The sequence below is a fragment of the Streptomyces sparsogenes subsp. cuspidosporus genome (genome assembly GCF_039532705.1).
Lineage (GTDB): Bacteria > Actinomycetota > Actinomycetes > Streptomycetales > Streptomycetaceae > Streptomyces > Streptomyces sparsogenes.
The window spans coordinates 25,937-43,059 of record NZ_BAAASD010000038.1 but is presented as its reverse complement, the minus strand read 5'-3'; the positions used below and the strand labels follow the sequence as shown (position 1 = coordinate 43,059).

The following is a 17,123-nucleotide window of genomic DNA, read 5'->3' as shown; positions in this document are numbered from 1 at the left end:
GGCCATGATGGTCCCTCTCGCGCTGATGGGCCTCGGCGCTCTGGCGGCGGCAATGGCGCCCCGTCTGCTGGCCCGGTCCGACTGGGCCGACCGCGAGCCCGTGCTCGCCCTGTGGGTGTGGCAGTGCGTGGTGGTCGCGGTGTTGCTGTGCTGCGGGCTGACCATGGCGCTGACCGCGGCCGCCGCCTCGCAGGCCGTGCGCGGCAATGTCTTCGCCCCCGCGCCGCACGGCGTGGTGGAGGCGTACGCGCTGTCCGCGTACGGGCCGTGGGCCGCGCCGGTCGCCGTCGCGCTGGCCTGCGGTGCCGGGTGGACGGCCGTGATGCTGACGCGGGAGATCGGCCGGGCGCGGACGCGGCGCAAGCGCGGCCGGGCCGAACTGCTGGAGCGCTGCCCGGTCCTGCCCGGGGAGGAGTCCACCGGGAACCGCCTGGTGGTGCTGGAGGGCGAGCGCCCCGAGGCGCGGTGGCTGCCCGGCACTCCGCCGCGCCTGGTCATCACCACGGCGGCGCTGCGCCGGCTCGACGGCCGCCGGCTGGACGCCGTGCTGGCGCACGAGCAGGGGCACGCCCGGGCCCGCCACCACTGGCTGCTCCACTGCTCGTCCGCGCTGGCCGTCGGCTTTCCGCAGGTGCCGGTGTTCGCGGCCTTCCGCGACCAGGTGCACCGGCTGGTGGAGCTGGCCGCCGACGACGCCGCCTCGCGCCGCTTCGGCCGGCTGACCACCGCGCTCGCGCTGGTCGAACTGAACGAGCACCGCGGGGTGTTCGGTCCCGTCCCGGCCCAGCTCGCGGAGGTCCCGCGGCGGGTGGACCGGCTGCTCGCCCCCGCCGCGCGGCTCTCCCCCGCCCGCCGGTTGCGGCTGACGGCCGCGGCGGCGCTGGTCCCCGTCGTCCCGCTCGTGGTCACGCTGGTCCCCGCACTGCGGGTGCTGGGCTGAGCTGACCTTCTAGCGGTGCGGCGGCGTACGCGCGGAAATCCTTCGCCTCGCCGGGGTGCTCACGACTACAGTCACGCGCTGTCACCTCTATCGGAAGGCAGCACCGCATGGACCCCGCAGTCTCCGCACGCCCTGGCGACCGGGCGCTGACGGCCCCCACCGTCTCCTGTGTCTTCGTGTGTCACGACGGCGAGGGGCGCGTCCTGCTCGCCCGGCGCGGCGCGGGGGCGCGCGACGAGCCGGGGACCTGGGACACCGGGGCCGGGGCGCTGGAGCACGGCGAGTCGTTCGAGGCGGCCGTGGCGCGTGAGGTCCGCGAGGAGTACACGGCCGAGGCCCTGCGGGTCGAGACGATCGGGGTCCGCAACATCCTGCGCGGCGAGCCCGTCTCCCACTGGGTGGCCGTGGTGTGCGCGGTGGAGGTGGACCCGGCCCGGGTCGCGATCGGCGAGCCGCACAAGTTCGACGCGCTGGGCTGGTTCGGCCTGGACGACCTGCCCGCCCCGCGCCATTCCCAGCTGGAGGAGACCCTGGCCCTCTTCCGCGCCCGGCGGAGCTAGCCGGGGCCGCCCGGCGCGCGACGCGCGCGCCCGGCGGTGCGCGATCATCGAGTCATGCACCTCGTGAAGCTCCCCGCCGTACGTGCCGCCGCCGTGCTCGCCGCGCTCTTCGTGGTCCTGCTGGTGCTGGTCGTGACCGGCTGGAGACCGATGGAGGACGCGGACCAGGACATCGCCGGGGCCCTGCACCGTACGGCGGTGACGCACCACGGCTGGACCGAGGTCAACAGGGTGCTCACCGACTGGGTGTGGGACCCGTGGATGATGCGCCTGGGGACGGCGCTGATGGCGGGGTGGCTGCTGTGGCGCCGGGAGACGCTGCTCGCGATGTGGGTGGTGGCCACCGCCGCCCTGGGGACGGCGCTGCAGCAGGGCGTCAAGGCGGCGGTCGGCCGGGAGCGGCCGCACTGGCGGAACCCGGTGGACTCGGCGCACTACGCGGCCTTCCCGTCCGGCCACGCGCTCACCGCGACGGTCGCCTTCGGGCTGCTGCTGTGGGTGATGGCGCGCCGGGGCGCGCGGGCGGTGTGGCTGAGGGTCGTGGGGCTGCTCGCCGTGGTGTCCGTGGCCGGGGTGGGGTTCACCCGCGTGTACCTGGGGGTGCACTGGCCCACCGACGTGCTGGCCGGCTGGCTGCTGGGGGCCGCGCTGGTGTGCGCGGCGATGGCCGCGTATCCGGGTCCGGCGGCCGGAGAGGCCGGAGCGGACCAGCCGGCCCGGGAGGCGCCCGCCTCACCCCGGTGACGCCGCCCGCCTGGAACGATGGGGGCATGACGATCAAGGGCGCGCTCTTCGACTTCTCCGGGACCCTCTTCCGCGTCGAGCCGACCGACGCCTGGCTGCGGGCCGTGCTCGACGCGTCGGGCACGGCCGTGCCGGAGGAGGATCTCCAGCGGTACGCCCGGCGGTTGGAGGAGGCGGGGGCGCTGCCGGGCGGCGCCCCGCCGCGGGTGGTGCCGCCGCATCTGGCCGGGGTGTGGGAGTCGCGGGACCGCACCGCGGAGGACCACCGCGCCGCCTACACGGGGCTGGCCCGCCAGGTGCCGCTGCCGCGTCCCGAGCTGTACGACGCGCTGTACGACCGCCATATGCGGCCGGCCGCCTGGCGGCCGTACCCCGACGCGGCCGAGGTGCTGGGCGAGTTGCGGCGGCGGGGTGTGCGGATCGCGGTGGTCAGCAACATCGGCTGGGACCTGCGGCCGGTGTTCCGGGCGCACGGCCTGGACGAGTCCGTGGACGCCTATGTGCTGTCGTACGAGCACGGCGCGCAGAAGCCGGACCCCCGGCTGTTCCAGGTGGCGTGCGAGGCGCTCGGGGTGGCCCCGGCGGACGCGGTGATGGTGGGCGACGACCGGCGGGCCGACGCGGGGGCGGCGCGGCTGGGGTGCCAGGTGCGCCTGGTGGACCATCTGCCGGTGGAGCGACGCCCCGACGGGCTGCGGCCGGTCCTGGAACTCGCGGGCGGGCCCGCGGCGCCGTGACGCCCGGTCAGGGGCGCGGTGGATCCGTCGATTTCGGACGATCCCCCGCGTCGCCCGAAATCGACGGAACATCGGGGCCGCCAGGGCACGGTGGCGGACAACCCGAGACCGCACTGAGTATATTGGCCAGGAGCCAGTCAACGCAGGAGTTACAGGATGTCCCCCCGCAGCGCTTCGGTCAATGAGGAATTGCGCCGCCGCTCCCAGGAGCGTCTGCTGCAGGCGACGGTGGAGCTGGTCGGCGAGCGCGGATACGAGGCGACCACCCTCGCCGACATCGCCGACCGGGCCGGGGCCGCGCGCGGGCTGGTCTCGTACTACTTCCCCGGCAAGCGCCAGTTGCTGCAGACGGCCGTGCACCGGCTGATGCACCTGGAGCTGGCCAGGGGGCTGGAGCGCGAGCCGCTGCCGGACGGGGCGGACGCGGGCCGGGAGTGGCTGGCCCGGGCGATCGACGCGATCCTGGGGCTCGCCGTGGAGCGGCCGCGGCTGATGCGGACGCACATGGCGGGCATCCTGACGGCCGAGGGGTTCATCCAGTGCCCCGAGCAGCAGCGGCTGGCCGCCCTGCTGCGGGAGACGATGGTCCGGTACGGATCGCCGGACCCGGACGCCGACTACCGGCTGTTGCGCGCTCAGCTGATGGGCGCCGTGGTGGCGATCCTGCTGCCGGGGGCGCCGATGCCGGCGGAGCGGCTGCGGGCCGAGCTGTTCCACCGCTACGGGCTGGACTGGGATTTGGGTGTCCCGCCGGGCCCTGAGGGGACCGGCGGGACGAAGGCCCCGGACGACCGGCGGTCGCCCGGGGCGGACGGTCAGCGGTAGTCGGGCTGCGTCTGCACGTTCAGCTCGCGCAGCCGCACCGACCGGGCGCCGTCGGTGCGCCGGTCGTCGATCCTCAGGACGTCGAAGCCCTTGGCGATGTCGTTGGAGTAGATGTAGCCGTTGTAGTAGTAGGCGGACCAGGCGCCGCCGCCGACGAGGGTGTCGGCGGAGAGGGGGCCGCGCTCGAAGTAGCCGATCTCCTTGGGGTGCTCGGAGTCGGTGAACTCCCAGATGGACACGCCGCCCTGGTACCAGGCCTGGACCATGATGTCGCGGCCCTTGACCGGGATCAGCGAGCCGTTGTGGGCGACGCAGTTCTCGGTGTCCGCCTGGTGGCGCGGGATCTTGTAGTAGCTGCGGAAGACCAGCTTGCGGCGGTCGCCCTTGCCGACGATGTCGTAGATGCCGTCCGCGCCGTGGTCCGGGCCGACCTCGGCGTTGCAGGTCGCGGCCCCGCCGCCGCCGAGTTCGTCGGTGAACACGACCTTGTCGCCGCGCTCGTTGAAGGTCGCCGAGTGCCAGAAGGCGAAGTTGACGTTGTCCTCGACCCGGTCGATGACCCGCGGCTTGGCGGGGTCGGCGATGTCGAGCAGGATGCCGTCACCCATGCAGGCACCCGCCGCCAGCTTCAGCTCGGGGAAGGTGGTGATGTCGTGGCAGCCGGTCGTCTTGGAGACGCCGGGGTTGGTGGGCGCGCCCGGGTTGCCGCCGTCCGGGAAGAGCACCGGGAAGTCGATGACCGCGGACTTCTCGGGCGCGCGGCGCGGCACCTTGATGACGGAGATCCCGTCGTGCGGCGGCTGGCAGTCCGGGAAGCCGGCGTCCGGGGAGTAGGAGGAGACGTAGATGTAGACGTTGTCCCGCTCGGGCACCAGGGTGTGGGTGTGCGAGCCGCAGGACGTCTCGACGGCGGCGACGTACTTGGGGGCGGTCTTGTCGGTGATGTCGAAGACCTTCATGCCCTCCCAGGACGACTTCTCCGTGGCGGGCTGCGTGGTGCTGTTGCAGGAGTTGTCGCTGCGCGAGGAGTCCGTGGACAGGAAGAGCAGGTTCCCGGAGACGCTGACGTCGTTCTGCGAGCCCGGGCACAGCACCTGGCTGACGGTCCTGGGGGCCTTCGGGTTGCTGATGTCGTAGATGACGAAGCCGTCGTAGTTGCCCGCGAAGGCGTACTTGCCCTGGAAGGCCAGGTCCGAGTTGGTGCCCTTGAGGGCCTGCTTGGGGATGTTCGTCAGATGGCTGACGTTGTCGCTGTGGACGATCTCGTCCACGCCGGGTATCTCGCCGTCCTTGATGGCGGCTCTGACGTCGTCGGCCTGATCCTTCGTCACCCGTTCACTCGTGGGGGTGGCTCCGGGGTCGGGCGTCGCGGCCGCCGGGCTCGCCGCGAACAGCGAGGCGAGGAGGCCGAAGGCGGCCACGGCCGTACCGAGGTGCCTGGGTCGCATCGGAGATCTGTGGCGCACCTGGAGTCTTTGCCACGGCTTCAACTGCGTCCTCCCTTGTCTTCCGTCGGGATTGAACGATGGCGCGGGGGGCGGGTCCTGGGCAGTATGGCTCGATCCATGTACACCTCAACAGTCGGCAATGAACATGTAACGAAAATCTCTAGTCAGGAGCAGTCCTTGACGTGCTAATACGGTCAGCACAGCCCACAAAACGACGCTGGAGGCCACGGTGTTGAACCGGCGTACGACCACGACCGCGCGCGCGGCCTCGCTCGCGGCGGCGGTGGCCGCGGCCCTGGCGCTGGCCCTCACCGGCTGCGAGGCCGGGGGCGGCGCCAAGGCCGACAGCCCGGGCGGGAGCGCCGGGCCCTCGGTGATCGCGCCGGGCAAGCCCGGGGAGCCGGCCAAGAAGCTGTCCGCCGAGGAGGCGGCGAAGGCGAAGGACGACGACTCGCCCAACTCGGCCGACTTCACCTACGTACGCATGATGATCCAGCACCACCGGCAGGCCCTGGTGATGACCGATCTGGTGGCCGACCGGGCGGAGTCATCGAAGGTCAAACGGCTCGCACGGCGCATCTCCGCGGGGCAGAAGCCGGAGATCGAGGCGATGAAGGGCTGGCTGCGCACCAACGGCGGCACGGCGGACCACGAGGGCGGGCACGTGCACGGGGACATGCCCGGCATGGCCACCCAGGACCAGCTCGACCGGCTGCGCGCGGCCCGCGGAGCCGGCTTCGACAAGCTCTTCCTCGAGCTGATGATCACTCATCACGAAGGGGCGATCTCCATGGCCTCGGACGTCCTGTCCCAGGGCAACAACGTGCGGGTGGAGGAGATGGCGGACGACGTCATCGCGCAGCAGGGCGCCGAGATCCAGCGGATGCGGCAGCTCGGGTAGCGGGCGCCCGGGCCCCGGGCGCCCGCCGGTGCCGGGACGTCAGCTTCCGGCCCGGCCGTCACCCGGGAGCCTGGCATCCGGCGCGTAATGCCGGATCGGGGCACCGGCCGGGTGCGATGCTGGAGTCATCCTCCGGAAGGAGCTCCGCCGTGCTTCGCGTCGCAGTCGTCGGGTCCGGGCCGAGCGGGGTCTACGCCGCCCAGGCGCTCGTCCAGCAGCAGGCCGTGCCGGAGGTGGCGGTGGACGTCCTGGACCGGCTGCCGTGCCCGTACGGCCTGGTGCGCTACGGGGTCGCCCCGGACCACGAGAAGATCAAGTCCCTGCAGAACACCCTGCGCGCGGTGCTGGAGCACCCGCGGATCAGCTTCCTGGGCAATGTGCCGGTGGGGCCCGCGCCGCTGGTGCCGGAGCGGCTGCTCGGCCTCTACCACGCGGTGGTGTACTGCGTCGGGGCGGCGGCCGACCGCCGGCTCGGCGTCCCCGGGGAGGACCTGCCGGGCAGCTTCTCCGCGACCGAGTTCGTCTCCTGGTACAGCGCCCACCCCGACTCGGCGATCGACGCCTTCGCGCTGGGCGCGCGCTCCGCCGTGGTCATCGGGGTGGGGAACGTCGCGGTCGACGTGGCGCGGGTGCTGGCCCGCGGGGCGGAGGAGCTGCGCGCCACCGATGTGCCGCACGCCGCGCTCGGCGCGCTCGCCGCCAGCCGGATCACCGACGTCCACATGGTCGGCAGGCGCGGCCCCTCGCAGGCCAAGTTCACCACCAAGGAGCTGCGCGAGCTGGCCACGCTCACCGGCGCGGATGTGCTGGTGCGGCCCGAGGAGCTGGCGCTCGACCCGGCGTTCGCCGACCCGTCGGGGCTGCCGGGGCCCGGCCGGCGCAATGTGGAGGTGCTGCGCGACTGGGCGCGCCGCGCGCCCGCCGGCCGGCCGCGCCGGATCCACCTGCGCTTCTTCCTGCGCCCGGCGGCCCTGCTCGGCGAGGAGGCCGTGCGGGCGGTGCGGTTCGAGCGGACCGCGCCGGACGGGACGGGCTCGGTCGTGGGGACGGGCGAGTTCGAGGACGTGCCGGCGGAGCTGGTCCTGCGCTCGGTCGGCTACCGGGGGGTGCCGCTGCCCGGGCTGCCGTTCGCCGCGGACAGCGGAACGGTCCCGCACGAGCGGGGGCGGGTGCTGCGCGGCGGCGCGCCGTCGCCCGGCGAGTACGTGGCGGGGTGGATCAAGCGGGGTCCGACCGGGGTCATCGGGACCAACCGGCCGTGCTCCAAGGAGACGGTGGCCTCGCTGCTGTCCGACGCGGACGCCCTCCTCGCGCGCCCGGTGGCCGGGGATCCGCGGGCGGCGCTGAGCGCGATGGGCCTGGAGCCGGTGGAGTGGCCCGGCTGGCTGCGGATCGAGGCGGCGGAGGCGGCGCTCGGGCGGACGCTGGGGCGCGCGCGGGTGAAGATCCCGGACTGGCCGGGGCTGCTGACGGCGGCGCGCGACGGCTGAGCCGCGGCCCGGCGGGGCTCAGCCCCCGTCGCGGCCGAGGCGCAGGTCCTGGTCGGCGGCGGCGCGCAGGACGCTGTCGAGGAGTCCGGGGAACAGCGCGTCCAGGTCCTCGCGGCGCAGCGCGTTCATCTTGGCGGTGCCCCGGTAGATCTGGTTGATCACGCCGCACTCCCGCAGCACCCGGAAGTGGTGGGTGGTGGTGGACTTGCTCACCGGCAGGTCGAAGACCGAACAGGACAGCTCGCCGGTCTCCCCCGCCAGGGTCCGCACCACCCGCATCCGCATCGGGTCGGACAGCGCGTGGAGCACGTCCTCGAGGCGAATGGCGTCGCGCGCGGGGTGCTCCAGCGAGCGGCCGGACGACGGTGGCTGGACGGTGGTTCGCGGCTGCACGACTGCTCCTCGGTGCCTCGTTTCAAGACCTCATTGTACGAGGATCTTCGTAATTTGACATCCGCCGTACTACGAGGCTTATCGTACTAGCGTCCCTGTGGAACGTCCCCGCGAAACGTCCCTGTGGAACGTCCCCGTGAAACCACGCGCCGACGCGAGATGGAGCCTGCCGTGAGCGCACTGTTCGAGCCCTACACCCTGCGGTCGCTGACCATTCCCAACCGGATCTGGATGGCGCCCATGTGCCAGTACTCCGCCGAGGTCAGCGGCGCGCTGGCGGGGGTGGCGGGCGACTGGCACTTCTCGCACTACACCTCGCGGGCCAGCGGCGGCACCGGCCTGATCCTGACCGAGGCGACCGCCGTCAGCCCCGAGGGCCGGATCAGCCCCGCCGACCTGGGCCTGTGGAACGACACCCAGGCGGAGGCCTTCCGCCGGATCACCACCTTCCTCAAGGAGCGCGGCACCACCCCGGGCGTCCAGCTGGCCCACGCCGGGCGCAAGGCCTCGACGGGCCGGCCGTGGGAGGGCGGCGGACCCGTGGCCGAGGAGCGGGGCGGCTGGCGGCCGTACGGGCCCAGCCCGGTGCCGTTCGACGAGGGCTACCCGGTGCCCCTGGAGCTGACGGCCGAGCAGCTGGGGGAGATCGTCGGGCAGTTCGCGGACGCGGCCCGGCGCGCGCTGGCCGCCGGGTTCGAGGTCGCCGAGGTCCACGGCGCGCACGGTTATCTGATCGGCGAGTTCCTCTCCCCGCACAGCAACCGCCGCACCGACGAGTACGGCGGCTCCTTCGAGAACCGGACGCGCTTCCCGCTCGAGGTCGTGGACGCGGTGCGCGCGGTGTGGCCGGACGAGCTGCCGCTGTTCTTCCGGATCTCGGCGACCGACTGGCTGACCGAGAACGCCTCCGACGACCGCGAGGGCTGGACGGTCGAGGAGACCGTGCGGTTCGCGCGGGAGCTCCAGGCGCACGGCGTGGACCTGCTGGACGTCTCCAGCGGCGGCAACGCGCCGCGGGCGCGGATCCCCGTCGGCCCCGGCTACCAGGTGCCGTTCGCCGCCCGCGTCAAGGCGGATACCGGGATGCCGGTCTCCGCGGTCGGCCTGATCACCGAGCCGGAACAGGCCGAGAAGATCGTCGCCAACGGGGAGGCGGACGCCGTGCTGCTCGGCCGCGAGCTGCTGCGCGACCCGTACTGGGCGCAGCGCGCGGGACGCGAGCTGGGCGCGGCCGCCACGGTCCCGGCGCAGTACGGCTACGCCGTCTGAGCTGGGGTGACGCGGTGAAGCGGGCCGTTGTCGGTGGCGGGGTGCAGACTCTGTGATGTCGGACACATCAGGCCGGACACATCAGTCGGGTACATCAGGCCGGGCACATCAGGTCGGGCACATCGCAGGGAGTGATACCCCATGGACGACGTCCTGCTCGCCATCGGCACCCGTAAAGGGCTGTTCCTCGGGCGCCGCCGCGGCGGCGGCTGGGACCTGACCGGCCCGCACTTCCCGATGCAGGCGGTGTACTCCGTCGGCGTCGACACCCGCCGCGCCGTGCCCCGGCTGCTGGTCGGGGCCGACAGCTCGCACTGGGGCCCCTCGGTCTTCCGCTCCGACGACCTCGGGCGCACCTGGCACGAGCCGCCCGCGCCCGCGGTGCGGTTCCCGGAGGGCACCGACACCTCGCTGGAGCGGGTCTGGCAGCTGCACCCGGCCGGGCCCGCCGCGCCCGAGGTGGTCTACGCGGGCACCCAGCCGGGCGCCCTCTTCCGGTCCGACGACGGCGGGGAGACCTTCGCGTTCGTCCGGGGCCTGTGGGAGCACCCGCAGCGGCCGGAGTGGGGCGCCGGCTTCGGCGGCCAGGCGATCCACACGGTCGTCACCGACCCGCGCGACCCGGGTGCGGTGCTGGCGGCGGTGTCCTCGGGCGGGGTCTACCGGTCGGCTGACGGCGGGGCGAGCTGGGCCCCGTCCAACACCGGACTCAAGGCGGAGTTCCTGCCCGACCGGTACCCCGAGTTCGGCCAGTGCGTGCACAAGATCGCGCCGGACGCGGTGGACCCCGCCCGGCTGTATCTGCAGAACCACGGCGGTGTCTACCGCAGCGACGACGCCGGGGCGAGCTGGTCGGAGATCGGCAAGAGCCTGCCGGCCGACTTCGGGTTCGCGGTCGCCACCCACCCCCGGCGCGGCGGCGTGGCGTATGTGTTCCCGGTCAGCGACGGCTCGGACCGCTATCCGCCCGGCTACCGCTGCCGGGTCTTCCGCACCGAGGACGCGGGCGCGTCGTGGACCGCGCTGTCCGCCGGGCTGCCGGAGGGGGACCACTACGGGGTGGTGCTGCGGGACGCGCTGCGCACGGACGACGCCGACCCGGCGGGCGTCTACTTCGGCAACCGCAACGGCGAGGTGTACGCCAGCGCGGACGAGGGCGACAGCTGGCGCCTGGTCGCCGAGCACCTTCCGGACGTACTGTGCGTGCGGGCGGCGGTGGTGGGGTGAGCGGCCCTGAGCGGATGAGCGGCCCGATCGGGTGAGCGGCCCCTGATCCGGTGAGCGGGCGCGGGGCCACGCGCCGAGCCACTAAAGTGACGCGACGTGGCACGACCCTTGAACGAGATCGTAGAAGCAGGCTGGGCCAAGGCACTTGAGCCGGTCGAAGGACGCATCGCCGCGATGGGCGACTTCCTGCGGGCCGAGATAGCGGCGGGGCGCACCTACCTCCCCGCCGGGCGGAACGTGCTGCGCGCCTTCCAGCAACCCTTCGACGAGGTGCGCGTCCTGATCGTCGGTCAGGACCCCTATCCGACGCCGGGCCACGCCGTGGGGCTGAGCTTCTCGGTGGCCCCCGACGTGCGGCCGCTGCCCGGCAGTCTGGAGAACATCTACCGCGAGCTGCAGACCGACCTCGGCCTGCCGCGCCCGTCCAACGGCGATCTGACCCCGTGGACCGAGCAGGGGGTGCTGCTGCTGAACAAGGCGCTGACCACCGCGCCGCGCAGGCCCGCCGCGCACCGGGGCAAGGGCTGGGAGGAGGTCACCGAGCAGGCCATCCGGGCGCTGGCCGAGCGCGGCCGCCCCCTGGTGTCCATCCTGTGGGGCCGCGACGCCCGCAACGTACGCCCGCTGCTCGGCAGCCTGCCGGCCATCGAGTCCGCGCACCCCTCGCCCATGTCCGCCGACCGTGGCTTCTTCGGCTCGCGCCCGTTCAGCCGCGCCAATGAGCTGCTCGCGCGACAAGGGGCCCAGCCGGTGGACTGGCGCCTTCCCTGACGGCTTCCGTCCAGGTGGGCGGCGGGTAGTCTGCCCGCCATGACGACACATCCGAACACCCCTGCGGGCTGGTACGCCGACCCGCAGGGCACGCCGAACCTGCTGCGCTGGTGGGACGGCGCGCAGTGGACCGAGCACACCCACCCGGGGCAGCCGGGGCAGGCGCAGCAGCAGGCCCAGCCGGTCGCCGACCCGGCGAAGATCCAGCGCCAGGTGCAGCAGCAGGCGGGCGTCGCCCCGGCTCACGCCGGCGGCGGCACGCTCTTCACCGAGCCGGTGCTGGTGGTGAACCAGAAGGCCAAGCTGATCGAGCTCACCAACGAGTACAGCGTCTTCGACCAGCACGGGCGCACCATCGGGTCGGTGGTCCAGGTCGGTCAGAGCACGCTCAAGAAGGTGGCTCGGTTCGTGTCGAGCCTCGACCAGTTCATGACCCACAAGCTGGAGATCCGGGACGCCCAGGGGCAGCCGCATCTGGTGCTCACCCGCCCGGCGAAGTTCATCAAGTCGAAGGTGCTGGTGACCCGCCCGGACGGCCAGCCGGTCGGCGAGATCGTCCAGCAGAACGCCATCGGCAAGATCAACTTCGCGATCCAGGTGAACGGCCAGCAGATCGGCGCGATCAAGGCGGAGAACTGGCGGGCCTGGAACTTCGCCATCGTGGACCACACCGGCGGCGAGATCGCCCGGATCACCAAGACCTGGGAAGGTCTGGCGAAGACGATGTTCACGACCGCGGACAACTACGTCCTGCAGATCCACCGCCAGCTGCCCGACCCGCTGCTGAGCCTCGTCGTGGCCACCGCGCTGACCGTGGACACGGCGCTCAAGCAGGACGCGCGCGGGTTCGGCTGACCGGTGGGCGGCCAAGCGGAGCGGGCATACGTACTCGGGATCGACTCGGGCGGCTCCGGCGTCCGGGTCGCGCTGGCCCGCGCCGGCACCCGGCCCGAGGGTGGCGACGACGGCCCGGCCCCCGGTCCGACCTGGTCCTCGCCCACGCCCGCCGTGGTCGGCGAGCGGGGCATCGACGCGGAGAGCCTGCTGGCCCGGGTGGTGCCGGCGGCCCGCGCGCTGCTGGACGAGGCGGGGGCGGACGGTGTGGCGGCGCTGTGCGTCGGCGCCGCGGGCATGGCCACGCTCGGCGACGACCTGCGCGCCAGGCTGCCGGAGGCACTGGCGCGTTCCCTCGGCGCCCGGCGGCTGGTCCTGGCGGCCGACGGGGTGACCGCCTACGTGGGGGCGCTGGGCCAGCGGCCCGGAGCGGTGATCGCGGCCGGCACGGGCCTGATCGCCCTGGGCGCCCTGCCCCACGACGCGGGGGGCGGGGGCGGCGGCTGGCGCCGCGCGGACGGCTGGGGGCATCTGCTCGGCGACTGCGGCGGCGGGGCCTGGATCGGCCGGGCCGGTCTCGAAGCGGCGATGCGCGCGTACGACGGGCGGGAAGGCGGCTCCCGGGCGCTGCTGGCCCGCCTGGAGGCGGTCTTCGGCCCGGCGGGCGAGCTGCCCGGGAAGCTGTATCCGCGCCCCGACCGGCCCGCCGTGCTGGCCTCGTTCGCACCCGAGGTCGGGCGGTGCGCGGACCGGGACCCGGTCGCGGACGCGATCCTGCGGGACGCGGCGCGGCACATCGCGCAGGCCGCGGAGGCGGTCTGTCCCGCGGTCGAGGGGGGCGCGGTGGCGCTCACCGGCGGGCTGTTCCGCATGGGCGACCCCCTGCTCGCGCCCCTGCGCGCCGAGTTGGCGACACGGCTGCCGCACGCCCGCGTGACGGAGGCCGCCGGGGACCCGCTGACCGGCGCGGTGCGCCTCGCCTCGGCGCTGGCCACGGACTCGCTGCGGCTGCCCGTGGACGCGGCGCTGCTGAGCGTCGTACGGGGCGGCCCGGACGGCACGACTCGGCAAATGGGGACAGATGGCCCCCCGTCGGCCCCTCCCGAACAGTCGATCACAACAAGCGACTAACATGCGGCGCCATGAGCTCCCCCACTGGGCCCGCGTCCGGCCTGCCTGTACGAATGCCGCGTCCCCGCCAGCCCGGACGGCACCGCCGGCCGGAGCCCGTGGTCGCCCCCGTCGGCGCCCCTCCGCTGGTACTCGCCGTCCCGGGCTCCCCTGACGACGCCATCCGGAGCCTGGCCGAGGAGGTCGTGAGCATCGCCCGCTCCGAGCTGCCCGGCCTGGACGCCCGGATCGGTTATGTGGACGCCGAAGGCGAGAGTGAGGACTTTCCGGCGCTCGAGGCCCAGCTCACCCGAGCCGCCCAGGAGCGCGGCGAGCGCGCGCGGCGGGCCGCCGAGGCCGCCAAGGCCGAGGCGGAGGCCCACGGCGGGGAGGGCGAGGCCGTCGCGGAGGCCGCCGCGGCCGCCAAGGCCGCCGTCGCGGCCGACGACGCCCCGTCCGCGGTCGTGGTGCCGCTGCTCGCCGGGCCGGACAACGCGCTGCTGCGCCGGATACGCCAGGCGGTCAAGCACAGCGGCTCCGCCGCCGAACTCACCGACGTCCTCGGCCCGCACCCGCTCCTCGCCGAAGGCCTGCACGTCCGCCTGTCGGAGGCGGGCCTGGCCCGCGCCGACCGCGCCCGGCTCTTCACGGTCGCGACCGCCGCGGACGGGATCATCCTGGCCACGGTCGGCGGCGCCGAGGCGGCCCAGGCCGGTGGCATCACCGGCATGCTGCTCTCCGCGCGCCTGGCCGTGCCGGTGATGGCCGCCGCGCTGGACGAGGACGGGGCCGTGGTCCGCGTCGCCGAGCAGCTGCGCTCGGCGGGCTCCTCCCGGCTCGCCCTCGCCCCGTACCTGATCGGCCCCGAGGTCGCCGCCGACCTCCCCGCGGCCGCCGCCGAGGAGGCGGAGTGCGCCGCCGCGGAGCCGCTCGGCGCCTACCCGGCCGTGGGCAAGCTGGTGCTGTCGAAGTACGCGACGGTGCTGGGCATCAAGCTCCAGCAGCCGTCCCCCGCCCTGCGCTGACACGGCGCCGGCCCCCACGGGAGAGCGGCCGGGCCCGCCGTGCGCGGCCGGCCGCGCCGCTCGGCCGGGGACCGGGTGGCGGGCCGGCCGCGCCGCTCAGCCGAAGACGACGCAGGACGCCGCCGGGACGTCGAGGGAGCCCGCCAGGGTCGGCACGCCCGTGGCCGGGTCGACGCGGAACCAGGTGACATCGCCCGAGCGCTGGTTCGCCGCGTAGAGGTGCCGACCCGAGGGAGCGAGGGTCAGGTCGCGCGGCCAGTGGCCGCCGCAGGGCGTGGTGGCGACCAGGGTCATGGTGTCGCCGGACGCGTCGAGGGCGAGGGTCGTGACGCTGTCGTGGCCGCGGTTGGCCACCCACGCGAAGCGGCCGTCGCCGGAGACGACGACCTCCGAGGGGAAGGTGGGGACGTCCGTGCCGGCCGGCAGGACACCTGCCTCGCCGAGCGGGTCGAGGACGCCGGACGCCGCGTCCCAGCGGCACACCGTGACCGTCGGCTCCAGCTCGCCCACCACGTACGCGCGGTCGCCGCGGGGGTGGAAGGCGAGGTGGCGCGGGCCGCTGCCGGGGCGCAGCCGGACCTCGCGGTGGAGGCGCGGCGGGGTCTGCCCCGCGCCCAGGGCGTACACCCACACCGAGTCCGTGCCCAGGTCGACCGCCAGGAGCCAGCGGCCGGAGGGGTCCGGGTGGACGGCGTGCGCGTGCGGGCCCTCCTGGCGGTCGGCGTCGGGACCGCCGCCCTCGTGGCGCAGCACCGCGGACGGTTCGGCGAGCGCGCCGTCGTCCCGTACGGGGAGCGCGGTGACGCTCCCGGAGCCGTAGTTGGCGGTCAGGAGGCATCCGGCGGCGAGCGCGAGGTGCGTCGGGCCGGCGCCGCGCACGGGCACCGGGGGGCCGAGCGGGGCGGGGGGCCGCGCCGGGTCGGCGACGCGGAAGGCGGCGGCCGCGCCGTCGTCCGTCTCGCTCACCGCGTAGAGGACCTCGCCGCCGGGCGCGAGCGCGAGGAAGGAGGGGTTCGGCACGGCGTCCGTGGTGTGCCGGGCGCTCAGCGCGCCCGTCTCCGGGTCCACGGCCGCGACCGTGACGCCGGCGCCGCCCTCCGAGGTGAACGATCCGATGTACGCCCGCTGTCCACTGCCTGTCCGGCTCACCACGCTGCCCTTCCGCCGACTTACGGTCGGAGCCGACCGTAGCGTACCGGTCTAGACCAGCCCGCGTACCCGCGCTCTCGCGCGCGTCACGCCCCCGCCAGGGGCGTCCTCGCGCCCCCGAGCAGGGGCGCCGCGAGGGCGGTGAGCGACGCCTCCAGGCCGTGCAGATGCGCCAGCGCCCGCTCCGCGCCCGGGTGGGGGTGCGGCTCGGCGCCCGGGGCCGGGAGTCCGGCGGCGGGGCGGGCCGCGGGGTTCACCAGGCGTCCCACCGCGGCCTCGACGCGGAGGCAGGCGGCGGTCAGCCGGGCGTCGTGCGAGGCGTCCGGGTCGGCGGCGACCTCGGTGAGGCCGCGCGCCTGACGGGCGCAGTCGTCGAGGGACACCATCACCTGCCGGGCCCGCGCCTTGCGGGCGCGCAGCGGGCTGAGGGGGTGCAGCAGCGGGGCGACCGACATCCGCAGCCGGCCCAGCACCGCTTCCAGCTCGGCGACCCGGGGCGCGGGGTCGGCGGCCGGGTCGCCCGCGAGCCGCCGCGCGGATTCGGCGGCGCACTCCCGTACGCAGTGCAGGGCGCGCCTGATCCAGGCGTCGGTCGCGGCGTGCGTGGTGATCGGCAGAACGAACGTGACGGCGAGGGCCGCGCCGAGGGCGCCGACGGCCGTCTGCTCCAGGCGCAGCGCGAGCAGCCCCGGGTGGAGCACGCCGAGAAGCCCGTAGAGCAGCCCGGCCAGCAGCGTGACGAAGAACATCATCCAGCTGTAGGACAGGGGCGCGGTGTAGAAGATGCCGAAGACGCAGGCGGCGAGGAGGGCGAGGGTGGGCGCGGGGGCGCCGTGCAGCGGCACCGCGATCAGCAGCCCCGCCGCGATGCCGCCCACCGTGCCCACGACCCGGCGGAAGCCGCGGACCAGCGTCTCGCCGCGGGAGGCGGTGTTGACGAAGATCCACCAGGCGGTGCCGACGGCCCAGTACCAGCGCTCCTGGGAGACGGCCTGCCCGACGGCGAGCGCGAAGGCGCAGGCGGCGGCCGCCTGGAAGGCCTGCCGGGTGGCCGGGTGGGCCGTCCCCCGCCCGGCCGCGGGCGGCGCCGGGGCGGCGGGCGGCGGGGTGCGGCGCTCGATGCGCCAGAGGCCGAAGCGCACCCCGGCCGCCGTGGCGAGCGCGAGCAGCACCGCGGCGCACAGCTGCGGCAGGCGGTCCGGCACCGCGTGGAGGAACTGGGTGGCGAAGAACATCATGAAGGCGAAGATGCCCAGCGCGTTGCCGCGCGGCCCGTGGCGCCGGGCGGCGACGCCGCAGAAGACGACCGCGAGGAAGGCCGCGTCGCGGGCGAGCGGCCGCTCGTGCAGCGCGGTGGCCAGGGCGAGCACCGGAAGACCGGCGAGCGGGAGCAGCGCGGTGGTGACCGCCTGGCCCCGCACGGTGGGGTCGGCGACGGTGAACAGGGCGAGCAGCGCCGCGAGCCCGCCGGTGACCGCGGCGGCCGGCGGCAGGCCGGCCGCCACCACGGCGGCCACGGCCAGGCCGATGCCGAGGACGGCGCGCGCGGAGGCGCGCAGCCGCACCCGCCCCGGGTCCGGAGCCACGAACACCCTCTTCAGCCGCACCGCTTCCCCGCTCCCTCTCGGCGCCCGCGCGTGAAAAAGGCGCCGCGGGATCCGCAGCGCCATTGACCCCGTCATCACAGCACGGTCAAGGCG

The 17,123-nt window shown here is 74.8% G+C and carries 17 protein-coding genes; 13 read left to right on the top strand and 4 right to left on the bottom strand.

All coding sequences use genetic code 11. The features are described 5' to 3' along the window. Positions 1-4: 4 nt before the first annotated feature. The 5 genes from ABFY07_RS32495 (at position 5) to ABFY07_RS32475 (ending at position 3,806) form a co-directional block, all read left to right on the top strand. The gene (locus ABFY07_RS32495; RefSeq protein ID WP_065966522.1) at positions 5-940 is read left to right on the top strand and encodes a M56 family metallopeptidase; all 936 of its coding nucleotides are present in this window, start codon (positions 5-7) and stop codon (positions 938-940) included. A gap of 107 nt (positions 941-1,047) precedes the next feature. Further along, entirely contained in the window at positions 1,048-1,500 is a 453-nt protein-coding gene (locus tag ABFY07_RS32490) for an NUDIX domain-containing protein (protein WP_346177928.1), read from the top strand. 54 nt (positions 1,501-1,554) lie between these two features. Further along, positions 1,555-2,244 (top strand): phosphatase PAP2 family protein, encoded by a 690-nt coding sequence (locus tag ABFY07_RS32485; protein ID WP_346177927.1) that lies wholly within the window; start codon positions 1,555-1,557, stop codon positions 2,242-2,244. Between the two features lie 26 nt (positions 2,245-2,270). Continuing rightward, on the top strand, positions 2,271-2,981 hold the full coding sequence (locus ABFY07_RS32480) for an HAD family hydrolase (RefSeq protein ID WP_346177926.1): 711 nt from the start codon (positions 2,271-2,273) through the stop codon (positions 2,979-2,981). A gap of 156 nt (positions 2,982-3,137) precedes the next feature. Further along, entirely contained in the window at positions 3,138-3,806 is a 669-nt protein-coding gene (locus ABFY07_RS32475) for a TetR/AcrR family transcriptional regulator (protein WP_346177925.1), read from the top strand. Here ABFY07_RS32475 and ABFY07_RS32470 read toward each other — a convergent pair. After that, the gene (locus ABFY07_RS32470) at positions 3,797-5,254 is read right to left on the bottom strand and encodes an LVIVD repeat-containing protein (RefSeq protein ID WP_346177924.1); all 1,458 of its coding nucleotides are present in this window, start codon (positions 5,252-5,254) and stop codon (positions 3,797-3,799) included. The two genes, ABFY07_RS32475 and ABFY07_RS32470, sit on opposite strands and share 10 nt — an antisense overlap. 229 nt (positions 5,255-5,483) lie before the next feature. On the opposite strand from ABFY07_RS32470, the gene ABFY07_RS32465 reads away from it, so the two are divergent. Both ABFY07_RS32465 and ABFY07_RS32460 read left to right on the top strand, forming a co-directional pair. Next, a complete protein-coding gene (locus ABFY07_RS32465; RefSeq protein ID WP_428837051.1) occupies positions 5,484-6,155 on the top strand; it encodes a DUF305 domain-containing protein in 672 nt (223 codons plus the stop codon). A gap of 149 nt (positions 6,156-6,304) precedes the next feature. Further along, positions 6,305-7,645, top strand: a complete 1,341-nt coding sequence (locus ABFY07_RS32460; protein ID WP_346177922.1) for an FAD-dependent oxidoreductase — start codon at positions 6,305-6,307, stop codon at positions 7,643-7,645. A gap of 18 nt (positions 7,646-7,663) precedes the next feature. On the opposite strand, the gene ABFY07_RS32455 is transcribed toward ABFY07_RS32460, so the two are convergent. Further along, entirely contained in the window at positions 7,664-8,038 is a 375-nt protein-coding gene (locus ABFY07_RS32455) for an ArsR/SmtB family transcription factor (RefSeq protein ID WP_065966515.1), read from the bottom strand. 171 nt (positions 8,039-8,209) lie between these two features. On the opposite strand from ABFY07_RS32455, the gene ABFY07_RS32450 reads away from it, so the two are divergent. The 6 genes from ABFY07_RS32450 to ABFY07_RS32425 all read left to right on the top strand — a co-directional run bounded on the left by ABFY07_RS32450 (position 8,210) and on the right by ABFY07_RS32425 (position 14,274). Beyond that, entirely contained in the window at positions 8,210-9,307 is a 1,098-nt protein-coding gene (locus ABFY07_RS32450) for an NADH:flavin oxidoreductase/NADH oxidase (RefSeq protein WP_346177921.1), read from the top strand. A 141-nt stretch (positions 9,308-9,448) separates the two neighbouring features. Continuing rightward, positions 9,449-10,534, top strand: coding sequence for a WD40/YVTN/BNR-like repeat-containing protein (locus tag ABFY07_RS32445; protein WP_346177920.1), 1,086 nt, complete (start codon positions 9,449-9,451; stop codon positions 10,532-10,534). Positions 10,535-10,642: 108 nt separating this feature from the next. Next, a complete protein-coding gene (locus tag ABFY07_RS32440) occupies positions 10,643-11,305 on the top strand; it encodes a uracil-DNA glycosylase (RefSeq protein WP_065966512.1) in 663 nt (220 codons plus the stop codon). Between the two features lie 39 nt (positions 11,306-11,344). Then, positions 11,345-12,160, top strand: coding sequence for an LURP-one-related family protein (locus ABFY07_RS32435; RefSeq protein ID WP_065966511.1), 816 nt, complete (start codon positions 11,345-11,347; stop codon positions 12,158-12,160). A 3-nt stretch (positions 12,161-12,163) separates the two neighbouring features. Further along, the gene (locus ABFY07_RS32430) at positions 12,164-13,270 is read left to right on the top strand and encodes an N-acetylglucosamine kinase (RefSeq protein ID WP_346177919.1); all 1,107 of its coding nucleotides are present in this window, start codon (positions 12,164-12,166) and stop codon (positions 13,268-13,270) included. 11 nt (positions 13,271-13,281) lie between these two features. Continuing rightward, positions 13,282-14,274, top strand: a complete 993-nt coding sequence (locus ABFY07_RS32425) for a sirohydrochlorin chelatase family protein (RefSeq protein WP_346177918.1) — start codon at positions 13,282-13,284, stop codon at positions 14,272-14,274. Positions 14,275-14,370: 96 nt separating this feature from the next. On the opposite strand, the gene ABFY07_RS32420 is transcribed toward ABFY07_RS32425, so the two are convergent. Both ABFY07_RS32420 and ABFY07_RS32415 read right to left on the bottom strand, forming a co-directional pair. Further along, on the bottom strand, positions 14,371-15,423 hold the full coding sequence (locus tag ABFY07_RS32420; protein ID WP_346177917.1) for a lactonase family protein: 1,053 nt from the start codon (positions 15,421-15,423) through the stop codon (positions 14,371-14,373). An 86-nt stretch (positions 15,424-15,509) separates the two neighbouring features. Then, entirely contained in the window at positions 15,510-17,015 is a 1,506-nt protein-coding gene (locus ABFY07_RS32415; protein WP_346177965.1) for an FUSC family protein, read from the bottom strand. Between the last annotated feature and the right edge of the window lie 108 nt (positions 17,016-17,123).